16 protein-coding genes and 1 other RNA gene are annotated in these 16377 nt (G+C 34.9%); 3 read left to right on the top strand and 14 right to left on the bottom strand.

Annotation, left to right across the window (positions count from 1 at the left end; translation table 11 throughout):
* Window positions 1–23 precede the first annotated feature (23 nt).
* The 7 genes from NEH74_RS11620 to rnpB all read right to left on the bottom strand — a co-directional run bounded on the left by NEH74_RS11620 (window position 24) and on the right by rnpB (window position 6437).
* On the bottom strand, window positions 24–287 hold the full coding sequence (locus NEH74_RS11620; protein ID WP_006785428.1) for a stage V sporulation protein S: 264 nt from the start codon (window positions 285–287) through the stop codon (window positions 24–26).
* Between the two features lie 68 nt (window positions 288–355).
* The gene (locus NEH74_RS11625; RefSeq protein WP_055243090.1) at window positions 356–1147 is read right to left on the bottom strand and encodes a TIGR00282 family metallophosphoesterase; all 792 of its coding nucleotides are present in this window, start codon (window positions 1145–1147) and stop codon (window positions 356–358) included.
* Window positions 1148–1272: 125 nt separating this feature from the next.
* Complete coding sequence (gene rny / locus NEH74_RS11630) at window positions 1273–2832, bottom strand: ribonuclease Y (protein ID WP_411039968.1); 1560 nt, start codon at window positions 2830–2832, stop codon at window positions 1273–1275.
* A gap of 354 nt (window positions 2833–3186) precedes the next feature.
* Window positions 3187–4209 (bottom strand): recombinase RecA, encoded by a 1023-nt coding sequence (gene recA, locus NEH74_RS11635; RefSeq protein ID WP_055305937.1) that lies wholly within the window; start codon window positions 4207–4209, stop codon window positions 3187–3189.
* 141 nt (window positions 4210–4350) lie between these two features.
* Window positions 4351–4932 carry a CDP-diacylglycerol--glycerol-3-phosphate 3-phosphatidyltransferase gene (pgsA, locus tag NEH74_RS11640; RefSeq protein ID WP_055243096.1) on the bottom strand — a complete coding sequence of 194 codons (582 nt, stop codon included), beginning with the start codon at window positions 4930–4932 and terminating at the stop codon, window positions 4351–4353.
* 10 nt (window positions 4933–4942) lie between these two features.
* Window positions 4943–5791 carry a helix-turn-helix domain-containing protein gene (locus tag NEH74_RS11645; RefSeq protein ID WP_055305938.1) on the bottom strand — a complete coding sequence of 283 codons (849 nt, stop codon included), beginning with the start codon at window positions 5789–5791 and terminating at the stop codon, window positions 4943–4945.
* A gap of 265 nt (window positions 5792–6056) precedes the next feature.
* An RNA gene (gene rnpB, locus NEH74_RS11650) (RNase P RNA component class B) lies at window positions 6057–6437 on the bottom strand.
* A 158-nt stretch (window positions 6438–6595) separates the two neighbouring features.
* Here rnpB and recU point away from each other — a divergent pair.
* Together recU and NEH74_RS11660 are read left to right on the top strand one after the other, a co-directional pair.
* Window positions 6596–7174 (top strand): Holliday junction resolvase RecU, encoded by a 579-nt coding sequence (gene recU / locus NEH74_RS11655; RefSeq protein ID WP_055305939.1) that lies wholly within the window; start codon window positions 6596–6598, stop codon window positions 7172–7174.
* Window positions 7175–7194: 20 nt separating this feature from the next.
* The gene (locus NEH74_RS11660; RefSeq protein ID WP_055305940.1) at window positions 7195–10245 is read left to right on the top strand and encodes a transglycosylase domain-containing protein; all 3051 of its coding nucleotides are present in this window, start codon (window positions 7195–7197) and stop codon (window positions 10243–10245) included.
* A gap of 55 nt (window positions 10246–10300) precedes the next feature.
* Here the strand turns inward: NEH74_RS11660 and nth are convergent, their stop codons facing one another.
* The 5 genes from nth to dapB all read right to left on the bottom strand — a co-directional run bounded on the left by nth (window position 10301) and on the right by dapB (window position 14101).
* Window positions 10301–10951: an endonuclease III gene (gene nth, locus NEH74_RS11665; protein ID WP_055305941.1), complete on the bottom strand. Its 651-nt coding sequence runs from the start codon at window positions 10949–10951 to the stop codon at window positions 10301–10303.
* Window positions 10952–10966: 15 nt separating this feature from the next.
* The gene (locus NEH74_RS11670; RefSeq protein ID WP_237252528.1) at window positions 10967–11641 is read right to left on the bottom strand and encodes a DnaD domain-containing protein; all 675 of its coding nucleotides are present in this window, start codon (window positions 11639–11641) and stop codon (window positions 10967–10969) included.
* An 11-nt stretch (window positions 11642–11652) separates the two neighbouring features.
* Window positions 11653–12129 carry a PepSY domain-containing protein gene (locus NEH74_RS11675; protein ID WP_055305942.1) on the bottom strand — a complete coding sequence of 159 codons (477 nt, stop codon included), beginning with the start codon at window positions 12127–12129 and terminating at the stop codon, window positions 11653–11655.
* Window positions 12130–12139: 10 nt separating this feature from the next.
* Window positions 12140–13279, bottom strand: a complete 1140-nt coding sequence (locus NEH74_RS11680) for a CCA tRNA nucleotidyltransferase (RefSeq protein WP_055305943.1) — start codon at window positions 13277–13279, stop codon at window positions 12140–12142.
* A gap of 111 nt (window positions 13280–13390) precedes the next feature.
* Window positions 13391–14101, bottom strand: a complete 711-nt coding sequence (dapB, locus tag NEH74_RS11685; RefSeq protein WP_055277433.1) for a 4-hydroxy-tetrahydrodipicolinate reductase — start codon at window positions 14099–14101, stop codon at window positions 13391–13393.
* A gap of 105 nt (window positions 14102–14206) precedes the next feature.
* Between dapB and NEH74_RS11690 the strand changes: the two genes are divergently transcribed.
* Window positions 14207–15079, top strand: a complete 873-nt coding sequence (locus NEH74_RS11690; RefSeq protein WP_055305944.1) for a YitT family protein — start codon at window positions 14207–14209, stop codon at window positions 15077–15079.
* Between the two features lie 35 nt (window positions 15080–15114).
* On the opposite strand, the gene NEH74_RS11695 is transcribed toward NEH74_RS11690, so the two are convergent.
* Both NEH74_RS11695 and NEH74_RS11700 read right to left on the bottom strand, forming a co-directional pair.
* Window positions 15115–15822 carry a zf-HC2 domain-containing protein gene (locus tag NEH74_RS11695; protein WP_055305945.1) on the bottom strand — a complete coding sequence of 236 codons (708 nt, stop codon included), beginning with the start codon at window positions 15820–15822 and terminating at the stop codon, window positions 15115–15117.
* Complete coding sequence (locus NEH74_RS11700; RefSeq protein ID WP_055305946.1) at window positions 15819–16286, bottom strand: RNA polymerase sigma factor; 468 nt, start codon at window positions 16284–16286, stop codon at window positions 15819–15821. The genes NEH74_RS11695 and NEH74_RS11700 overlap by 4 nt, the downstream gene beginning before the upstream one ends.
* Window positions 16287–16377: the final 91 nt, after the last annotated feature.

The raw sequence follows: 16377 nt of genomic DNA on the forward strand, positions 1-16377 counted from the left end.
ATTATCTCCTACTCGATTCAAAACTATTGTCTTGATTCAACAATCAGTTTAATTGCCGTACGTTCTTCTCCATCAATTAAGATATCAGTAAACGCTGGAATACAAATTAAATCTTTACCAGTCGGTGCTACATATCCTCTAGCAATAGCAATGGCTTTCACTGCTTGATTTAATGCTCCTGCTCCAATTGCCTGAATTTCAACAAGCCCTCTTTCACGAAATGCATTTGCTAAAGCACCCGCAACTGAATTAGGATTAGATTTTGATGATACTTTTAATACTTCCATACTAGTCCCCCTCTGTTTTGTTTTACACAGTAAGTCTATGCTCTCTCACCCTAATACATGACTAATTTTTATAAAGTTGATTCTTTCTTCAAATTAATACGTTGAATAGATGAAGCTTTCCCCGTCTTCTCATTAATATCAACTAAGACAGCATTTAACTGTGCTGCCCCTTGTTCAACAGCATTAAAACGAATCGGTAATCCAGTTAGAAACTTATTAATTACATTTTCACGTTCAACACCGATTACCCCATCTAAAGGTCCTGTCATTCCAACATCAGTAATATAAGCAGTTCCTTTTGATAAAACACGATCATCAGCTGTTGGTACGTGTGTATGTGTTCCTACAACAGCACTTACACGTCCATCTAAGAAGTACCCCATAGCTACTTTCTCACTTGTTGCTTCCGCGTGGAAGTCGACAAAAATAATATTAGTACGTTTCTTTGCCTCTTCAACTAACTGCTCAACTTTTTCAAATGGACAGTTAATCATTGGCATAAATGTACGTCCTTGGATTGAAATAACAGCCACTTCATGTGAATTAAACTTAACAAAGGTTAAACCCTTTCCTGGATTTGATTCCGGGAAGTTTGCTGGTCGAACTAACTTATCTGCATCATCAATAAAATCAAAGATAGAACGATTATCCCACGTATGGTTTCCAAGTGTGACCACATTAACACCTTGCTCTAATAAAAACTTATAATACTTTTCATTAATTCCTTTTCCATGAGAAATATTTTCACCATTTGCAATAATGAAGTGAGGTTTATAAGTCTCCTTAATTTTCGGTAATTGTTCTTGAATCATTTGGCGTCCTAGCGATCCATAAATGTCTCCAATAAATAAAATTTTCATTCTATCAGCCTTTCTAGTGGTTACTTAAAATCTGTATTTACTTTTATAGAATTAGTATACATATTAAAGAGCTATTAATGCTAACACATTAATAGCTCTTTAGTCAATCACATAAATTTAGCGTGTTATCTTGCAGTTTCCACAGCTCGAGTTTCACGAATAACTGTGATTTTAATATTTCCTGGATACTCTAGCTCATTTTCAATCGTTTGACGAATTTCACGCGCAACACGATGTGCTTGAACATCATCAAGTTGTTCAGGAATAACCGCAACACGTACTTCACGTCCTGCCTGAATCGCAAAGGCTTTTTCAACCCCTTCGAATCGACAAGCAATATTTTCGAGTTGCTCTAGACGTTTCACGTAGTTCTCTAATGATTCACTTCGTGCACCTGGTCTTGCAGCCGATAATGTATCTGCCGCTGCAACAATGACTGCAATTAAACTTTGAGGTTCACGATCTCCATGGTGAGATGCAATTCCATCGATAACAACTGGGTGTTCGCGATAACGAGTTGCCAACTCAATACCAATTTCAACGTGGCTACCTTCAACCTCATGATCAACCGCTTTCCCGATATCATGAAGCAATCCGGCACGTTTTGCTAACTTTACATCTTCTCCAAGTTCTGCAGCAATAATTCCTGATAAGAAAGCTACTTCCATTGAGTGTTTTAAAACATTTTGCCCATAACTTGTACGATAATTTAAGCGTCCTAAAATTTTCATTAAATCCGGATGAACTTTTCCAATTCCAACTTCAAATACCGCATTTTCTCCGTATTCACGAACACGTAAATCAACTTCACGACGTGTCTTTTCTACAATTTCTTCAATACGCGCTGGATGAATTCGACCATCTTGAACTAATGTTTCTAATGTAATGCGCGCCACTTCACGTCTGATTGGATCAAAACATGATAAAACGACTGCTTCAGGCGTATCATCGATGATTAAATCAACCCCCGTTAATGATTCAATCGTACGAATATTACGTCCTTCACGACCAATAATACGTCCCTTCATCTCATCACTTGGTAAGTTCACTACATTGACACTGTAATCACTTGTTTGTTCTGAAGCATATTTTTGAATCGCTAAGACGATTAATTCTTTCGCCTTTTTATCAGCTTCTAAACGAGCTTTCTCTTCTTCTTCTTTAATGTACTTAGCAACTTCGTGAGACATCTCATCTTCAACTTGTCTAAAGATAATGTCACGAGCTTCTTCTGTTGTTAAGCCTGAAATTTCGACTAATTTTTGTCGTTGTCCTTCTAAAGTTTCTTCCACTTTGCTTTTTAGTTCTTTTAGTTCGAGTTGTTTTTCAGCGATAGCTTCATCTTTTTTCTCAAGAGCAATTTCGCGCTTTTCTAAATTTAAAATACGACGATCAATCGTCTCTTCTCGTTGTACTAAACGCTCTTCTAAACGTACGAGTTCCGTTTTCTTCTCCTTAATGTCACGTTCTGCATCAACTTTAAGTCGTTGAACTTCTTCTTTCGTTTCTAAAAGTGCTTCTTTCTTTTTTGATTCCGCTTCTTTTTCAGCTTTTGAGATTATATGTGTAGCTGTTTGTTGAGCTCTCTCTAACTCAGCTTCATACACTTTCTTTCTCATAAAATACCCAATAACTAACCCTATCCCTACTAGCAAAATGGAGATGATAAATTCAATCATATGCACACCTCCAATTATTTGATATACGATTATCCGCCATAGATCTATTTAACGGCTCTATAGTTTTAAGATAATTAGTATTATGATATAATACTACATTGTTTATTTTAATATTATTGTAATAACATGTCAAGAATTCCACTACAATCTAAAAAAAGTGTCCCAATTTTTGGAGGTAACTAAAAAAGACTCTATCATTAAATTAATGTCCTAAAAATCATCCAAAAATAAACAAAAACCTGAGAAAAAAGCGCCCAACTGGTCTATTTTCTCAGGTTTTTTCAATCACTAAATTCCTTTTAATCTTTTAATTTTGTTAAGACTTAGTTTTTAAGTAGTTTCAACTTCAAAGACACCTTTTTATTCTTCTGACATCATGTCTTCAGCATTAGATGTTGGAATACTTAATTCCGCACGGATTAAATCAGCAATCTCTTCCATAATAAATGGATTTTCTTTTAAGAACAATTTCGCATTTTCACGTCCTTGTCCCATTTTCTCACCATTGTACGAATACCAAGATCCACTTTTCTCAATGATATTGTAATCCACTGCAAGGTCTAAAATCTCACCTTGTTTAGAGACTCCTTCACCATACATAACGTCTACTTCAACCGCTTTAAAAGGTGGAGCCACTTTATTTTTTACCACTTTTATTTTTGCGACGTTTCCAACAATGTCAGTTCCTAATTTAATAGTTTCTCCACGGCGTACTTCTAAACGAATTGTTGAATAGAATTTTAAGGCACGTCCACCAGGTGTTACTTCAGGATTCCCAAACATAACTCCAACTTTTTCACGAATTTGGTTAATAAAAATAGCAATCGTTTTGGTTGTATTGATGGCCCCTGATAACTTACGTAAGGCTTGTGACATTAAACGAGCTTGTAACCCAACGTGTGAGTCTCCCATTTCACCTTCAATTTCCGCACGTGGCACAAGGGCTGCAACTGAATCGACAACTAAAATATCGATTGCACCACTTCGAACTAATGCTTCAGCAATTTCTAATGCTTGTTCACCTGTATCAGGTTGTGAAACTAATAATTCATCTGTGTCTACACCTAATTTAGCTGCATATGCCGGGTCTAATGCATGTTCTGCATCGATGAACGCTGCTGTTCCACCAGCTTTTTGAACTTCTGCAATCGCATGTAAAGCAAACGTTGTTTTACCTGAACTTTCTGGTCCATAAATTTCTACAACACGTCCACGTGGATATCCACCGACACCTAAAGCAGAATCTAAAGCTAATGATCCTGACGATACAACTTCAATACGCGTATCTGTTTTTTCACCCAGTTTCATAACTGAGCCTTTACCGTATTGCTTTTCAATGCTTTTTAAAGCTTGCATTAAAGCTGCTTCACGATTATTACTCATATTGTTAATCCTCCAATTTTATATTTTTATCTACATTTAACATACCCAATTTGATGCAAATTTCCTCGAATTTATTTCAATAATAAACTATTTTTTATTTAAAAGCAACAAAAAAGCGAACAAATTTTCGCTTTTTTGTTTTTATTTAGCTTCATCAAAAATATGAAGGTTCTTATAAATGTATTCGACTCCTGATGCTACTGTTAAAACAACAGCTAATGCAACAAAGATTTGATCGACTGGCCAATTAAATAACTCAAATGGATAATTTAATAATAATAACGTTGAAATCATAATAAATTGAACAACCGTTTTAATTTTGCCAAGCCATCCAGCAGCAATTACAACACCTTTCGAAGCAGCAATCGTTCTAAATCCGGTAACAATAAATTCACGTGCTAAAATAATAAACACAACCCATCCCGCAATCAATCCATTTTCAAGTAAGATTAATAACGCAGCTGTTACTAATAGTTTATCTGCTAATGGGTCCATGAACTTTCCAAAATCAGTAATCATGTTATATTTACGAGCAATATAACCATCAATAAAATCGGTGATAGCCGCTAGTAAGAAAATCACTAAACCTAAAAGATTAGCATATGGAATTAAATAATTATTTACTGAAATCGTATTTACCACTAAATTTGGAATATAAAAACAAACAATAAAAAATGGAATTAAAATAACACGTAATAACGTTAGCTTATTTGCTAAGTTCATACTCTCTCACCTACTCAGTTTTAATATTAATTTTTATGTATTGATGGGGGGTTGAAGGCTCAAAATCAATCACTTGATTATTTACTGAAATTTTAACTGCTGTTGCATCTCCAACATTAAACTCTAATGTCCCAAATTGATCACCTGCAATTTTTTGTTCAAATACCCCACCCGCTTGATATGTTTCTCCAGGAATTAAACTTTGATCACCTAAGTTTAAACTTAACCAACAAGGAGCAGTAAAATCTAATTTCAAATCAGCTTCCGTTTGATCTGTAACAATATCAAAAATAACTTCCTTACTTTGTTGAGAAACCATTGATACTGTTGTAACTGGCTGTTGTGGTTTTTCTTCCGGTACTTGTGTGGGTGTTTCCTCTAGTGTTTCAGGTGTTTCTTCATCCTTTTCAACCATCTCTGATGAATTTGGATTATTAATAACAATATTATTGTCCGCTTTAGGCGTAGCATTTTTCACCACATCTACTACGTAAAAGACTCCAAGAGCAATGACTAAAACAGCACATACTAATCCTGCAACGCGCCCTAAATTACGATTACGTTTTTGCACTTTTTGTTTATGAATTTTCACTTCAACTTCTTTCTGAATTTGACTCCCATAAAACTGTTGATATAACTCCTCAACATTCAATGATAAGTATGTTGCATATTTTTTAATATACATTTTCAAATAAAAAGTATCAAAGCGATCAAAATTTCCATTTTCAATATTTTTTAAATGCTGAATTGGAACCCCAATCTTATCAGCTACATCTTCTAAATTAAGATGGCGATTTTGACGTTGTTCGCGCAAATAATCAGCTAATTGTTGATTGTTTTCTTTATTTGAAAAATCCATTTCGGCACCTCCCATAAACATCCATAAAAGCAAACTAAATTAATAATAGCATACCTATATTTAATAAAAAAGTAAATAAAGGGATTTTTTTCAAGGTATGACTATTTTTCATATCGTTTATTCAGATTTTTTCAAATTGTTCATCTCTAATCATTCATATGTTTAGTCAATTTAATTAATTCATACATTTTCGTCTAAAAGAATCATTAAAAAAAGCACAACTTAAATGTTGTGCCTTATCGTTTAATTTAGTGCATAAATAGCAATCTGTAAGCCATGTTCTGTACCGTCGTACTCAAACGGATGCCTCCTCGTACTTAGGTGGTAATTATCTGTCTGTAGAGATGACTCTCTACCTCCCATATGCGTTCAATTCCGCTTTAGGAGTGCCCCTACCAAATTTGGGTTTCTCGCTCGTGGGGTTTACCCGTTCCACGTCTCTCGTTTCCGATCGACATCGTCACTGTGGCACTTTTAAAGGTACTCATACCATATCTTACGACTTAGGTATTTTCCCAGCCGTCAGCCAAGAAACTTGACTGCCCTAACTTATTGTTTCGTTAGGCACGAACACTACAACCATCGCAGGTTGTGCGAGCATGGACTTTCCTCACCGTCATAAATGACAGCGCAATTACCCGAATGCTATCGGAATACTATTATGTCAAACTTCTTCAAAAAAGTCAATTGTTAATAATATCCATAAGCGTTGAAAATTGTGTGAATTCCTGATGAAATATCATGAAAGGTTAGCTTTTTTTCCTTTTATTTGATAAGATATACACTTAGGAGGTGTATAATTCTGTGGTAAATTATCCTCATAAAAAGAAAGCAACACTTACGAGTGAAAAAACCATTTCATTTGGAAAACGTGGGATGTCTTTTGAAGATGATTTAGCAAAATCAAATGAACACTATTTAGCAGCAAACAAAGCTGTCATCCACAAAAAACCAACACCTGTTCAAATTGTTAAAGTTCATTACCCTAAACGTGCGGCTGCTGTCATCACAGAGGCTTACTTCCGCACCCCATCAACGACTGACTTTAATGGGATTTTTAAAGGGCGATATATTGATTTCGAAGCAAAAGAGACTTCAAATGCTACTATCTTTCCTTTACAAAACTTACATGAACATCAAGTCAATCATATGATTGAAGTTAAAAAACATGGTGGAATTACGTTTCTACTCGTGAAGTTTTCAAAATTTAATGAAATTTATTTATTACCTTGTGAAAACCTTGCAAAGTTTTGGCAAGAATATAAATTAGGTAATAGACGCTCAATTAGGCGTGAAGAATTTGCACAATATGGAACAAAAATTCCTGAAGGTGCCTTTCCAAGAATCGATTACTTAAAAGTGGTTGAAGAACTTTTCTTATAATCGTAAAGGCGGTGACTTAGATGAAGAAAAATAATGGTAATAAATTCTCTCTCACCCTACTCCAAGCTATCGGAACAATTTTTAAATCATTCGTATTAGTTGGGCTGCTGGGGGGAATTGCAGCAATGATGATTGGGAGCTTCATCATTTTCAAAACAATTGAAACAGCTCCAGAACTAGATATCTCAAAAATTTATGCAACCGAATCAACAGTTATTTATGATAAAGATGGAAATGTGCTTGATGAACTCGGAATTCAAAAACGTGAATGGGTTTCTTATGATGAGATTTCTCCCGTTTTAATTGATGCTATTGTCGCAACTGAAGATTCAAAGTTCTATGAACATGGAGGAGCCGACTGGCAACGTTTCTTAATCGCAGCTCTATCTAATCTTTCAACAGGTGACTTTGATCAAGGAGCAAGTACATTAACTCAACAGTTAATTAAACAAACTCACTTAACAAGTGAGAAAAGCATCGATCGTAAAATTAAAGAGCTATACTTATCTATTCAAATTGAAAAAGTCTTAACAAAAGAACAAATCATTGAAGCCTATTTAAACTACTCTCCATTTGGAGGAAGTGTTAATGGGATTCAAAAAGCTGCAGAATACTATTTTGGAACAACTGCTAACGATTTAACATTAGCACAAGCAGCGACTTTAGCAGGACTCGTTCAATCACCTGCAACCTATCGCCCCGATCATTACGCAGATGCAACTGAAAAACGTCGTGATACTGTATTGAAACTTATGGTGAAGCATGGCTACATTACTCAAGACTTAGCAGACTTAGCAGCAGCTGAGCCTATTACAGATATGCTAGTCTACACTGAGTCTGAAACAACTGATAAAACAAAATATCAATCATTTATTGATGCTGTCTTAAATGAAGTTGAAAATAAATATGGTTTAAATCCATACTCAGGATTACAAATTTATACAACCATGGATCCTGAAGCTCAAGAACTCATCTACGATATCCAAAATACTAACAACTATGTTGACTGGTCTGCTACTGGGCTTGCGAATTCAAAAACAGATATTCAATCGGGTATTGTGTTTATGGATACACAAACCGGTCAAGTTCGTGCCATCGGTGGTGGGGTGAATGAAGAAGGTATCGAACGTGGGGTAAATTTCGCCACTCAACTTCAACGCCAACCTGGTTCAACAGCAAAACCAATCTTTGCCTATGGACCTGCCATTGAATACTTAAAATGGGGAACAGGTACAACTGTTGATGATGAGTTATATACTTACCAAGATGGAAGTGGACAAATTGTTCATAACTATAATCATATCTATCAAGGTCGCATGACTATTCGTTATGCATTAAATAAATCATTAAACGTACCAGCCGTAAAAGCATTTAATGCAGCAGGTGCTGATAATGTGAAAACATTTGCTGAAAACCTCGGATTTACTTTCTCACCAGAAGTACTAAGTGCAGACGGATCTTTATTTGAATCAACAGCAATTGGTGGTGTTTCAAGTGGATTCTCACCATTACAAATGGCAGCTGCTTATGCAACCTTTGGAAATGGTGGAATTTATAACGAACCCATTATGATTGAAAAGATTGTAACAAGCGATGGAACAGTGATTAAGGCTGATCAAGAATCACATCGTGCCATGAGTGAAGAAACAGCCTACTTATTAACAGATATGTTACATACCGTTATGACAGATGGAACAGGAACAACTGCCAATGTTGGTGGTATGTACTTATCAGGAAAAACAGGAACAACCAATCTAGATCCAAAAGATCGTGCCACTTATGGCTACCCTGATAATGCTATTCGTGATTCTTGGTTTGTCGGTTATTCAAACTACTATACGGCTGCTATTTGGACTGGATTTAATCATAATAAAGATGGTTATATTACTCAAACAACACAATCAAAACCTTGGTATGTATTTAATACTTTAATGAAGTATTTAAATCCAGCAGGTTATGTAGAGCCAACTCGTCCAAGTAGTATCCAATCGTACACCATTGAACAAGAAAGTGGAAATAAAGATGGCGAAGTGTTATCACCATCGAAATTCACACCAAGCCAATATGTATCCTCTGAATTATTTATTAAAGGATATGGACCAAGCGGAACATCTACTCGTTTCCAACAATTAGATACTCCACAGAACTTTACAGGATCTTACACTGGCTCAGCTCTTCAGTTCTCTTGGAATCATGTTAAAGGTTACACATTAACACTTGATGAGGCTCGATCAAAAGCTAGCTATGCAGCTGATCTAGCCACTAAAGCAACAAAGATTAGCCAAGTGCCAACATTAAATCCAACTGAGTCACAACTTCGTATGATGATTAAACAAATTCAAACGATTGGACAAACGATTTACGATGTTTATGCCACAAATCATTATGGAAATGAAATCCTACTCGGTTCAACAACAGGTAATACATTAACAGTCGATAATGTTTCAATTGGGGATATGTCTAAATATAAAGACTTCTATATTCGGGCACGTTATGAAAATTCAGGAGCATTAACAAGCGAAAACTCAAATGCGATTACGATCGATTGCGATAGTTGCTCAAAACCAGTTGATATTCCAAATATGCAAGGTTGGACAAAGCAACAAGTAGAAGATTGGGTAAAAGCAAATGGAATTACAGTATCCTATACTGAGACTCCGACAAATGAGATAGCAAATGGTCTTGTCTTATCAACATCACCAGCTAGTGGAACATTACTTCCTGGTGAAACATTAACAGTTACTATTGCATCTGCACAGTTAACTGTACCAAACTTCAAAAACGAACCTGATTTCATTAGTCAGTATCAAGCTTGGGCTGCCCTAAACTCAGTAACTGTCAAAGTTAAAGAAGAATTCCATGATAGTATCCCAAGTGGAGCATATATCGGTTCAAATCCAGGAATCGGATCTTCAATTACACCAGGATCAACATTAACGATTACGATTTCAAAAGGTCCTGCAGGCGGTTCGACAACTCCACCTGTCAATAATAATCCGACAACTCCACCTGTCAATAATAATCCGACAACTCCTGAAGATATGCCTGATAATGAAGGTTCAGAAGATTAATACCATCTAATCATTAAGCTCAATAAAAAAAGGATTCCTCAAATGAGGAATCCTTTTATTTTACTTTTTTAATTAAACGTTTCCCTTCTTTGCATGAAGTAAATAATGGGCATGTCTCACATTTTGGATTTTTAGCTGTGCAGTGATAACGGCCAAAGAAAATCATTAAATGATGTGATTTAGACCAACGTTCTTCTTTAATAAGTCGCATTAATTTATGTTCAACATCTAACACTGTATCATCAGCCTTTGCCAATCCAAGGCGTTTAGAAATACGATCGACATGTGTATCAACAGCGATACGTGGGACATCAAAGCCTACTGATAAAACAACATTTGCCGTCTTACGGCCGACTCCTGGTAACTTAACTAACTCTTCAAATGTATTTGGTACAACACCATTATATTCTTCAAGTAATAAACGGCATAATGCCTGAATATTTTTTGCTTTACTTCGATATAAACCAATGGTTTTAATATCTTGTTCTAATTCTTCTAATGTTACATTCAGATAATCTTGTGGTGTCTTATATTTCTCAAATAATGTAGCTGTTAATTTATTCACACTTTTATCTGTTGTTTGTGCCGATAATAAAACGGCTAATACTAATTCAAATTCATTTTTAAAATTTAACTCACAATGTGCATCTGGAAATAATTCTTCCATTACATCGATCATTTCTGCAGCTTTTTTCTTTGATACCATGATGTTCTCCTCTATCTATTCATTCATCCAATCATAATAGAAGTTTGGATCGACAGCAGGGGCTTGTGTTGATGTTGTCGCTGCTGTTTGTTTTCGTTGACGGAAAGCAATTAATTGACGTTTAGCTTCCTCGACTGTCTTAATATTTTTCTTTTTCCAATCTAATAAAATTTTATCAATATAGCGAATCGATTTAATTTGATACGAGTTCATTTCTTGAATAGCCAATTTAATTAAATCCGCATCAAAGTTATCCTCTGTCATCCATAAATGAATCGTCTCAATATCAAGTGGACTTAAAATCCCGAACTCTTGCTCAATCATTTTAAAAATTTCTTCACGTTGAGAGGATTGAGACTGTGTTTTTTTCTGCTTTAAGTGTCGCTCTAATTTTTCAAATAATGGTGAGATTGAATATTCTTCAAATCGTTTTCCAAATGAATCTGTTTTACTGCTTACTGAAATGTATTGGCGTTCGACAAGACTAATAAATAATAATGAACAATTTGCATCATCAATGGTCATATGTGTTGAAATCTCTGCAAAAGTCCATCCTCCTGGCTTTGTTTGAAGTAAACGAGCTAATAATACTAAAAAGACATACTCTTGTTCATTTAGACCTAGCTCACCATAAGTTGTTAATAATAACGTATTAAAGTCTAATAAATTTTCTTTCCATAATTCGTACATCACAATCTCTCCTACTTTATATCGAATTGTAATAATACATCACCAGTTTTAGCATCAATAATGATATAATGCTCTTCATCTCCTAAAGAAACTAATACTTCATAGACTGGTTTTTCATCGTAGATTCCTAAGTAATAGTGTTTTACTATGCCTTGCGCTATCAGCGACAGGGCTTTTTGTGCGGCTTGCTCAGGTGTCATCAATTCTTCAACAGGATAGCTAAAATCAACGGTATTATCTTTAATAAAATAGTAATACTCTTTATTTGATGTTAACAAGACTTTTGCCACATAATACTGCTCTTGACCACTATACTCCGCTATTTCTAAAACTTCAGAAACTTCTGGCAAATTAGCTAACGATTTTTGATACGTCATCAAGGTCTTATTATATTGTAAAACATACGAGGCTAATAAAATTAAACCTGAACAAAGAATAACGATGATTAATAAGACACTACGCTTTAACCATTTATTTTTTTTATTCATATTTGACTCCTTATCGGTACTGTTTTATAAATTCAATAAGCACCGCTCGATTATTGACTAATTGCTTCATTACAATTTGATACTCAATCTCCTCTAGTAACTGTTGAATCCACGGCCCTTTTGGGCGATTAATTATTTTTGTAATTGTTGCTACATCAATTGCTAATTGTTTACGCGTTTGAAGAGGTAATTCAATCACTTCGTATGGTCTCATCTCCTGATTTAAAAAGCAAATCAGTTGATGATACAGTTGTGCCCAAGTTTCACCATAACGATAAGTAAAGTAAGGCATCGGAACTGGTGAATGAACACATGAACGTAGCACTTGAATACATTTTTTCTCTTCTTTAGAAAAAGGCCAAGCTGATAAATACCTTGATAACTCTTCTAAATTTAGACTAGCAAGTACAAATAATAAAATCGGATGCGTTAACAATTCAAAATTATAGCTTCGATACTCACAAAGTGGTGCTAAATCAGGTAACGCCTCTAACAACTGCGTATCATATAAATAATGCATTGCCTCTTGCCTTGAGCTCCCCTGAATCAATCCTTCTAATTCCTTTTTAATACGCTCTTTTGAGATATGTGCAATCAAGGGACTAACCTTCTTAATCCCCTCTAACGTTTCGTGATCTAATGAAAACCCAAGCTTGGAAACAAATCGGATACCTCGAAGCATTCTAAGTGGATCCTCTGTAAAACGTTCGGTCGGTACACCTACACATTTTAATAACTGATTGTTAAGGTCATTTAGCCCTTGCATGGGATCATATAAACAATCATTAATATCTCTTGCAATGGCATTAATCGTAAAGTCCCGACGTTTTAAATCATCTTCTAAAGAAGCTGTAAAAATCACTTCATTTGGATGGCGATAATCCGCATAGCCTGTCTCTACTCTAAAAGTCGTTACTTCAATTGGAATTTTATTAATGATTACCGTTACAGTTCCGTGTGCTAATCCTGTGGCAATTGTTTTTTCAAACAGCGACATCACGACTTCTGGTTTAGCTGATGTTGTAATATCAATGTCATAAAGCGGAAGATTAATTAGTTGATCACGAACCATGCCACCAACAAAATAAGCTTCATATCCCGCTTCATTCAATGTTTGTAAAACCATTTTTCCAGTTGCAAGTAACTCCATGATTAACACTCCATCTCAAAATTATACTCTTCTTATTATACTTAACATTAAAGTGGATAATCAACTCATACTCTACTTTTTTATCATAAAAAAACCTTCGATATGAAGGCTTTAATCAAGTAAATGTTGCAATCCATATACTAGTTCATCCAATTCACTAACCTTGCGAATGGCAAGAATAATTCCTTTTTCAAAGGAATGGCGGCTATTTGATTGATGAATAAGTTCTAGCGTCTGATATTCATCACTCACCAAGACTTGATGTTTCGCTAAAACACCTGGCATGCGAACACTATGAACATGAGTCGATGTTAATTTACGTTTAAGCGCACAATCTAGCGTATTCGCAATATAAGTAGCCGTTCCAGATGGCTGATCTTTTTTATTCACATGGTGATATTCTACAATTTCAAAGTTATCAAAATAGTGCGAACAAATTTCAGTAAACTTATTAATCAAAATCGCACCAATTGAAAAATTAGGAGCAATGACGCCTTTCCCGCCATTTTCTTTAGCTATTGTTTTTAAATAATCTAAATCCTCTTTATTAAAACCTGTCGTTCCAATGACAATAGCTTTTCCTGCTTTTAACATGACCTCAGACGCCATTTTGGCAAACTGATAAACTGTGAAATCTACATAAACATCAAACTCAACTTCATCAAGAACTTTTTGAATATCATTATAAATGGGAATCTCTCCATCTAACTGTTCAACTTCACTTACCCCTGCAACTAACTCTATATCTTCTTCAGCCTTGATCGCTTCAACAAGAAAACTCCCCATTTTGCCTTCTAATCCACCGACAACGATTTTTTTCATTATATCCCTCCACCATTTGCCTATCTTTATAGTTTATTTTATTTTAACTTCGACTAAACGTGATATAATAAGATATAAAAGGAAAAAAAATCTAGGAGGTTCAGCGTGTCAACAAAATTATTAAAACAACTATTGTTAATTACACTTGGAACAGCTATTATGGCCTTTGGAATCATCAACTTTGCAGTTACCAATCAGATGGCTGAAGGTGGTTTTACAGGAATCACAATTATTTTGTTCCATCTGTTCGGACTAAGTACTGGAGTTAGTAACTTATTATTAAACATCCCGATGTTAATCATCGGTTACCGTCAATTCAGTAAAAAAGGATTCTGGTTAACGATTTTTGGAACATGTATGTTATCTGTGTTCTTAAGTTTATTTGAAACGTTAGGACATATTGTTCCACCACTTCCAAATGATATGATGATTTCAGCTATCGGAATGGGAGTTTGCGTTGGAACAGGATTGGGAATTATCTTCAATGCGGGTGGAACAACAGGTGGTGTTGATATCATCGCAAAAATTATCAAAGATAAAATCGGTATTCCAATGGCACGTACGATGTTTGCTTTTGATGCCATCGTTATTGGAATTTCAATGATCATCTTCTTATCATTTACCAATGCCATTTACACGATCATTGGATTATATATTGCAGCTCAACTGATTGACAAATTCCAAGAAGGATTCCGTGCTGGACAAAAAGTCTTAATTATTTCTGATAAATATCAAGAGATTGCAGATGCTATTCATAACAAAATGAATCGTGGAGCGACATATATTCACGGTATGGGTTCATATAACAAAAGCGATAAAATGATTATCCTAACTATTATTAATAAACGTGAATTAAGTTCCTTAAAAGAAATCATTTATCAAATTGATTCTCAAGCTTTCGTAAGTGTCAGCCACGTTTACGAAACACTAGGAGAAGGTTTTACCTTCGATGCTAACGGTATTCCATACTTCGACTAATCAAAAAGCGACTGAAAAACTTCAGTCGCCTTTTTTTATTCTCTCTCCCAAACTAATGTTGCTTTTTCCAATACAGAGTCTAATGGTTTATCAAATAAATGATTATAATTAGCTACCATATAATAAACCGCATCAATCTTACCATTAATATAAACTTTCTCCCAATTAGCTTCGGTCCATCCACTGAGATTTTGATGCTCTTCTACAGTAAATAGATTTTCACTATCAGAAATGAATTGTTGCTTAGGGGATAGCTTTGTCCAAATTGTATTCGTGTAGTAAATCATAAGAATATTTTTCATCTGTCCATCAATCTCTACTGTTCGTTGTAAATGATGGCATCTATAAAAGTCATCTTCTAAAAATTTAAACTCCATCATACGATCTTCTATCGCTTGAACTCCAATCAACCTTTCATTATACTGAATTGGAACTTCTAACCTGAAGATTAAAAAGTAACCTCCAATACAAATTCCTATTGCGCTAAAGACTGATAACAAAATTAATGTAATTTTATTTTTCATAAATTTTTGTCGTAATGATTGTAATGTCTGCACTTGTGCTTCTTCAATATTAACTGATTTAATCACTTTAAACTCATCCTGTTTCATTTGATCTAAAGCTACTGAACACTTAACACATGTTTGCAAATGCTCCTTCATAAAAGCTTTCGTGTCCTCCTGACAGACCCCATCGACATAAAGAGGTAATAAATCTTCAATGATTTGACAACTAATCCTCATTTTAAGTCCTCCTTTACTTTGAGTTTAGCTCGATGAAACGTGACTCGTGCCCAACTTTCTGACTTTCCAAATAATTCCCCAATTTGAGCAAATGATAGCTCTCCAAATAACCGTAAATTAAACACTTCTTTATAGGGGTCTTCTAATCGATGAACAGCTCGATGAATTTCAAATGCTTTTTCTTTATGAATCAGCTTAGATTCAAAGCTCTCCATCGCAATTTCTTCTGGCAATTGCTCAGTTCGTTTACTCTTCTTATAACTTGTGAAATACGTATTCTTTGCAATATGGCAAAGCCAAACTCTTAATTTACAATCCCCCTTAAATCGATGAATATTTTTAATGGCCTTTAAAAAAGTCTCTTGCGTAATATCTTCTGCCATTGCCTCGTGATGACATAATGATAAAACATACTTATAAACATCTGGAAAATATTCCGCATAAATCTTCTCAAACTCTGTCACCCCATCACCTCGCTTCCATCTATAAGACTTTCAAACCATTCATTCGTTACAAAATTTTACTAATTTTATTTGTAACTATTCAGCCTAGTAG

The sequence above is a fragment of the Turicibacter sp. GALT-G1 genome (genome assembly GCF_025594995.1).
Lineage (GTDB): Bacteria > Bacillota_I > Bacilli_A > MOL361 > Turicibacteraceae > Turicibacter > Turicibacter bilis.